This is a genomic window from Fusibacter sp., from assembly GCF_057447755.1.
Window position 1 is genome coordinate 1 of the sequence record NZ_JBVBZF010000215.1, and the last position, 6,120, is coordinate 6,120.

Genomic DNA, 6,120 nt, shown 5'->3' on the forward strand with positions numbered 1-6,120 from the left:
AGGAGATTTTATGAAGGGCTGATCTATTTTTATAGTGTACTGATAGGTCTTTAATAACCATCAACAATTCAGTTTTCATTTTATTTTCTCCATACTTTATGGTGAGGATTTTCAACTTCTACAATCTCTAGAATTCTACCGACACTCATGTCAATGCTCTCTGACAGTGTTGCTGGCTTATTATAAAAGGCTGGCACTGGAGGCATGATGACCACACCCAGTCTGCTGAGCTTCAACATATTTTCAAGGTGAATTGGAGAAAGAGGGGATTCACGTGTTACAAGTACGAGCTTTCGCTGTTCCTTAATCATGACATCTGCCGCTCTGTTAAGTAGGTTATCCGATAAACCCTGAGAAATTCTCGCAAGGGTTCCCATACTACAGGGTACTACAACCATGGCATCCGTTTTATAAGAACCGCTGGCGATCTGTGAGAACAAATCATCGTTATCATAAATAAACAGGCGTGCATTTTGACTGCTCTGATTCACTGAAATACCTTGATAATGCTTGATTAATGCTTTAAAAGATTGGTCAAGTTCATATGCACAAACCTTTTCACCATTTGATGTCGCCACAAGATGAACCTCATGTCCTAATTCTAAAAGGCATTCTATTAGTCTATGTGCAAATATGCTACCGCTGGCACCAGTGATGCCAACTATTATTTTTTTCATAATGCCTCCAAATTAAAAGATAAATACATCTAAACTAGTCACCGTAAGCAAGAGCATTGAGATGATTTGATTGATGTGATACGAAGCAAAGTTCATCTTAGCACGGTGTGACGGCTCTACCATATAATGCTCTAAAATCAGAAGAATTCCGCTTATCATCACACCTATTATATATACAATACCCAAATTCGTTATAAAAAATAAAGAAATCAACAAGATCCACATCATGAAATGAAAAATTCTTGCAATCCATAGTGCACCTTTATAGCCAAAACGCGCAGGAATTGAAAAAAGACCCGTTGCTCTGTCAAATTCAATATCCTGTGTACCATAAATAATGTCAAAGCCACTTACCCAAAGTGTTACAATGGCCGCAAAAACAAGAGGCACAAGTGAAAAGCTTCCAGTAACAGCTAACCAAGCACCAACAGGTGCACCTGCACAGGTAATTCCCAAAATCACATGACACAGCCAAGTGAATCGCTTTGTATAAGAGTAAAGTGTAAAGAGTGCAAGTGCCACAGGTGATAAGAGGAAGCAAATAACATTAATTTGCCAAGCCGCAAAAACAAATACGATATAACAGATTATCGTAATATACAGAGCTTCATTTCGCTTTACAAGTCCTGCGGGAATGTGTCTATGAGCTGTTCGTGGATTTTTTTGATCAAATTCTGCGTCAACGTATCGGTTAAGTGCATTTGCACCATTTCTTCCTGCAAACAAGGCTACCATTATCCAAAAAAACAAGCGTCCACTTGGAAGTCCATCTGCAGCAATAAACATGGCCATTAGTGCAAAGGGGAGGGAAAAAAGTGTATGAGAGAACATTACAAGCTCTCCATAGGTCTTTAATTTTTCTTTTATTTTACCCAGCATATTATTTGAAGCCATATTCAGACCACCTTTGATTAACCTTATCAATGATATCTTGGCTCATTTCAATATCATCTGGCCATGGTCTCATTAAGCCGTCCTCAGGTCCTTTTTTAGTGGCGTCAATACCGACAAATAAAGTCCCATCCGTTCTTTCAGATATAACCATATCCCTCATAGGATCAATATTATTAAAGATTTTCCAAGTTACAGTGGATAGGTCTGTATAATCAATCCATTCGTCAATTAAAACGACAAAGTTCTTGGCTGACAAATCCAAGGCTTTAATATTTAATAAATCCCTTGCCTTTAAACTTGAGGTCTTAGGGAAAGGGGTAATCTCTACATGTTTTGACATAAGCGTTTCAAATTCATTTGATGAGTCGCCTTGACCCTCCCATAAAAAGGTCCCTGTTTGTTCTAGTGGTAATTTTCGAGTGGCATCAACACCTAGTCTGAAGCCTTGAAAAGCTCTATTTGATGCATGATCAAGCGCATCCAGAGGTCCTTCAGAGATGACCAAGTGATTTTTACGCGTCACATTTTGAATCATATGCTTTAAAACAGCCTTATAGTCGTGAACATCCACACTTTCATCTACTACTATTATCATCTTGGTATACATCATTTGACCAAGTCCCCATAAGGCATAGAGTATTTTATTGCCATGCATGGGAAACGCTTTTTTAATAGAAACGATGGCACAATTATGAAATACACCTTCAAGCGGGAAGTCGATATCAACAAGCTCAGGACATTGAATTTTCATCAGGGGTAAAAAGATTCGTTCTGTTGCCTTACCCAAATAACAATCCTCCATAGGTGGTTTCCCAACAATGGTGGTCGGATAGATTGGATTCTTTTTATGGGTCATTTTTTCTAAATGAAATACAGGGTAATAATCTGCAAGCGAATAATAGCCTGTATGGTCTCCAAATGGACCTTCAAGTCTTAATTCTTCAAGGTCCACATAACCTTCAAGGATAAATTCTGCGTGTGCAGGTACATATATATCATTTGAAATACATTTGACAAGCTCTATGGGTCTTCTTTTTAAATATCCTGCAAAAATCATCTCATCAATCATCTTAGGAAGTGGCGCTGTTGCTGAGTAAATCGTTGCAGGATCACATCCAATTGCAACGGATACAGGCATTTTTTTACCCAACTTGCGATACTTCTCATAGATTTCCTTACCATCTTTATGAAGGTGCCAGTGCATGCCAGTTGTTTTTTCATCGTAAACCTGTAGACGATACATACCTACATTCTGTTGACCAGTCTCAGGATCTTTAGTGAAGACAAGTGGTAAAGTAATATACTTACCGCCATCCTGGGGCCAACATTTAATGATTGGCAACAGATCAAGATTAGGTTCAGAAACCACCTCTTGACAAGGTGCATGTTTGATTTTTCTAGGAAAGATAAAAGGCAGGGGTGCAAGTTTAGGAATGGATTGAATTTTTCCTTTTAATGTCACATAAGCACTTAAATCCATATAATCCTCGATTTGTTCAGCAATTTCATCTAGATTTTCAACACCTAAACCCAGATTTAACCGTTCATAAGTGCCCATTGCATTTATAACAAGTGGAAAAGGTGAACCCTTTACATTTGTAAATTTCAATGCTTTACCGTATTGCTTGGATACTCGATCTGCAATTTCAGTAATTTCAAGCACGGGATCAACTTCTATTTCTATTGTATCCATCAAGTGCTTTGATTCTAATGCTTCTAAAAATTTTGGTAAATCTCTATATGTCATACCAAACCCTCCAATTCACTTAAAATTGTAGCCATTTTAAAGGGGAGTGTCAACTAAAGTGTTAAATATCAAGCTATTGAAACTAGTCACTTGTATATGAATATGCTAAAATGTATTAGCAGTGCATAAAAATTAATCAGAAAGAACTGCATTAGGAGGAAATTAATGAAGCGTTTTTTATCAATTTTATTCGTAACCATTATGATTTTTTCTTTAGTGGGCTGTTCACAAGACACAGCGTCACAAAGTAATAGTGCCGAAAATCAAACAGCAACTAAGGAAACCACAAATGAAGCTACTAGCGAAACGACTGTGGATACCAGCAAAGAAGAACTTTTACCAACACTAAAGATAGGCGTAATGTCTGATGTGGGTGCAATTCCCTTTATCATCGCCAAGGAGAATGGTTATTTTGCCAGTCGAAATCTACCTGTGGAAATCACAGTATTTAGAAGTGCTCTAGATAGAGATACAGCACTACAAACCGGAAATTTACAGGGTGCAATGGCTGACATGCTTACAATATTATTCTATAACGAGTCTGGCTTTGGGGCCAAGATGATCGGTCAAACCTATGGAAACTATAAAATGATAACTTCACCCAACTTAAATGAAGCAGACTTCTTAGCACTTGATCAGCTTTCAATTGGTCTTTCATCAAACACAGTCATCGATTTTGCAACTGAGAAGATTGCAGATTCAAAAGCCTTTACCAATAAACTTGAAAAGGTTGCCATTCCACAAATGCCAGTAAGACTTGAGATGTTAAAGGCAGGCGAATTACAAGGTGCAACCCTTCCTGATCCGCTTGCATCAGCTGCTGTACTTGAAGGTGGCGTCATGGTTGGCAGTACAGAAGAGTTTGGTTTATATCCTGGGATCTTTATAGCGTCTGATCTTGCCATTGCAGATCATGGCAAAAGCCTTGAACTCATGTATGAAGCATACAATGAAGCTGTCGATTACCTCAATACCACACCAAGCTCTGAATACTTTGATCTTTTAATCAGCGAGCTTGGCTTCCCACCAATTTTAGCAGATCAATTTGATATGCCGACTTTCAATCATGTTGAAGCACCAGACCAAGGCACTTATGATGTCACTTTAAAATGGATGCAGGAAAATGGCTTGGTTCATGACGACTTTGACTATAATACGCTTTCAGATTTGACACATATACCAAATAATTAGTTTAATATTGAGCTGCTGTCATAAGCAGTTCATTTACATATGGAGGCATATATGCTTATCGAATTGATTAAAAAAAGAACCAGCGTTAGGCAGTTTGATAAAAGGCCAATTGATGGTGAAATATTAGCCCAAATGCTGGAATCGGGTCGTCTTTCGCCATCAGGTGGAAACGAGCAAGCATGGCGTTTTGGTGTGATTACAGATACTGCTCTAATCGATACAATTGCCGAAATGGCTTATAATCAGAAGTGGATAAAATCAGCACCTCTTTTGGTCGTCTTCTGTTCACAGATTGTTCCATTAGAAGATGATGGGTATTTTATTCAGAACAGTCGATTTCCAAGGTGGAAAGAAGCTGTTAAAAAGATGGATCCCAATCTTTATGCGTCTATATGTCTTGAAGAACATCAGACAAAAATACCAGCTACTCAGATGAGCTTGGTAGCACTTGAATATGGCATTTACAGTACCTTTATTTCGTATTTTAATGTAGAAGAGGTTGCAAAGCTCTTAAATCTACCACAGCATATTATACCCTCTGAAATAGTGGCATTTGGCTATCCATTAAACCCACCGAAACCGCGTGAAAAAAAAGACATCCATGAAATCGTCTTTTATAATCGTTTTAAATAGTAAAAATTTCAAACAAGGGGAGGTCATCGATTATGAAAAAAATATCACTGCGTCGCAATAGTATTCAGTTTAGGATCCCCTTTTTCATTTCGATGTTCGCCTTAATCTGCGTCCTCGTCACAGGACTATTTTTACAATTAATCTTTAGGTATAAACTCGAAGACAATATAGAATCTAAAAATATGATCATCTCTGAAATGATCTCAAATGAATTATCACTATATCTAGAGAACGCCACTGATACCGTAATTACTGCAGCCAATTTTTCATCACAGAGTAGTGGTAACCTTGACCAAATTAAAAGTGAGATTTTTAGGATTTATGACAATTTTAATTACTTTGACTTGATCTTTTTCATGAATCAAAAATCTCAAATGGTTTTTTCAAAGCCATCAAATGATAATGTTCAGGGAAGGCTGTATACCGATCGTGATTACTACTGGGACATCATGGCTGACCAAAACGAATCCACCATGAGCGACCTCCTTGTGAGTAGTGTCCTTAATAAGCCACACTTTATCATCGCTGCACCTGTTAAAAATAAGCGTTCTGAAATTATTGGCTTAATTGGTTCAGGTATTCCACTTGGCAACATTGAAAAAATATTAGAAAATGTTAAGCGGGGATTTGATGGCAAAATTTGGATTGCTGATGCTACAGGTGCATTGGTTATCCATCCAGATTATAAAATTGAAAAAAAACTCATATCTCTAACCGAGCTCGGTATAAAACCACGTGACAGTGAAGAGGAAATCACTCATATATTGGAAAATCATCAAAATATTAATACGCGATACGCCATAGGTGATGATGATTACTATGCTTCTATTACTTTTTTAAAAGATTACAATTGGATGATTGTGGTGGAGCAAAATAAGAATACGGTCAATCGAGAAATACTTGATGCCACTAATCAGCTTGCTATTATACAAAGTATTGTACTATTTTTTGCGCTGATCATCGGTCTTGTCCTTGCAA

The 6,120-nt window shown here is 37.5% G+C and carries 6 protein-coding genes; 3 read left to right on the plus strand and 3 right to left on the minus strand.

Annotation, left to right across the window (positions count from 1 at the left end; all coding sequences use genetic code 11):
- Nucleotides 1–80 precede the first annotated feature (80 nt).
- From AC220I_RS16770 to AC220I_RS16780, 3 genes are read right to left on the minus strand one after another with little or no spacing between them, the layout of a single operon-like run.
- Entirely contained in the window at nt 81–677 is a 597-nt protein-coding gene (locus tag AC220I_RS16770; RefSeq protein WP_486725013.1) for a UbiX family flavin prenyltransferase, read from the minus strand.
- A 12-nt stretch (nt 678–689) separates the two neighbouring features.
- Complete coding sequence (locus AC220I_RS16775) at nt 690–1,571, minus strand: UbiA-like polyprenyltransferase (RefSeq protein WP_486725014.1); 882 nt, start codon at nt 1,569–1,571, stop codon at nt 690–692.
- Nucleotides 1,558–3,318, minus strand: a complete 1,761-nt coding sequence (locus AC220I_RS16780; RefSeq protein WP_486725015.1) for a menaquinone biosynthesis decarboxylase — start codon at nt 3,316–3,318, stop codon at nt 1,558–1,560. Before AC220I_RS16780 ends, AC220I_RS16775 begins: the two co-directional genes overlap by 14 nt.
- A 165-nt stretch (nt 3,319–3,483) precedes the next feature.
- Between AC220I_RS16780 and AC220I_RS16785 the strand changes: the two genes are divergently transcribed.
- The 3 genes from AC220I_RS16785 to AC220I_RS16795 all read left to right on the plus strand — a co-directional run.
- On the plus strand, nt 3,484–4,509 hold the full coding sequence (locus AC220I_RS16785; RefSeq protein ID WP_486725016.1) for an ABC transporter substrate-binding protein: 1,026 nt from the start codon (nt 3,484–3,486) through the stop codon (nt 4,507–4,509).
- A gap of 51 nt (nt 4,510–4,560) precedes the next feature.
- Complete coding sequence (locus tag AC220I_RS16790) at nt 4,561–5,142, plus strand: nitroreductase family protein (RefSeq protein ID WP_486725017.1); 582 nt, start codon at nt 4,561–4,563, stop codon at nt 5,140–5,142.
- A 32-nt stretch (nt 5,143–5,174) separates the two neighbouring features.
- A partial coding sequence (locus AC220I_RS16795) for a cache domain-containing protein (RefSeq protein WP_486725018.1) occupies nt 5,175–6,120 on the plus strand: 946 nt, incomplete at its 3' end.

What these genes read in the sequence shown, in the direction of transcription:
- AC220I_RS16775 (WP_486725014.1), bottom strand. Translation starts at nt 1,571, where the DNA reads ATGGCTTCAAATAATATGCTGGGTAAAATAAAAGAAAAATTAAAGACC.
- AC220I_RS16790 (WP_486725017.1), top strand. Translation starts at nt 4,561, where the DNA reads ATGCTTATCGAATTGATTAAAAAAAGAACCAGCGTTAGGCAGTTTGAT.
- AC220I_RS16785 (WP_486725016.1), top strand. Translation starts at nt 3,484, where the DNA reads ATGAAGCGTTTTTTATCAATTTTATTCGTAACCATTATGATTTTTTCT.
- AC220I_RS16780 (WP_486725015.1), bottom strand. Translation starts at nt 3,318, where the DNA reads ATGACATATAGAGATTTACCAAAATTTTTAGAAGCATTAGAATCAAAG.
- AC220I_RS16770 (WP_486725013.1), bottom strand. Translation starts at nt 677, where the DNA reads ATGAAAAAAATAATAGTTGGCATCACTGGTGCCAGCGGTAGCATATTT.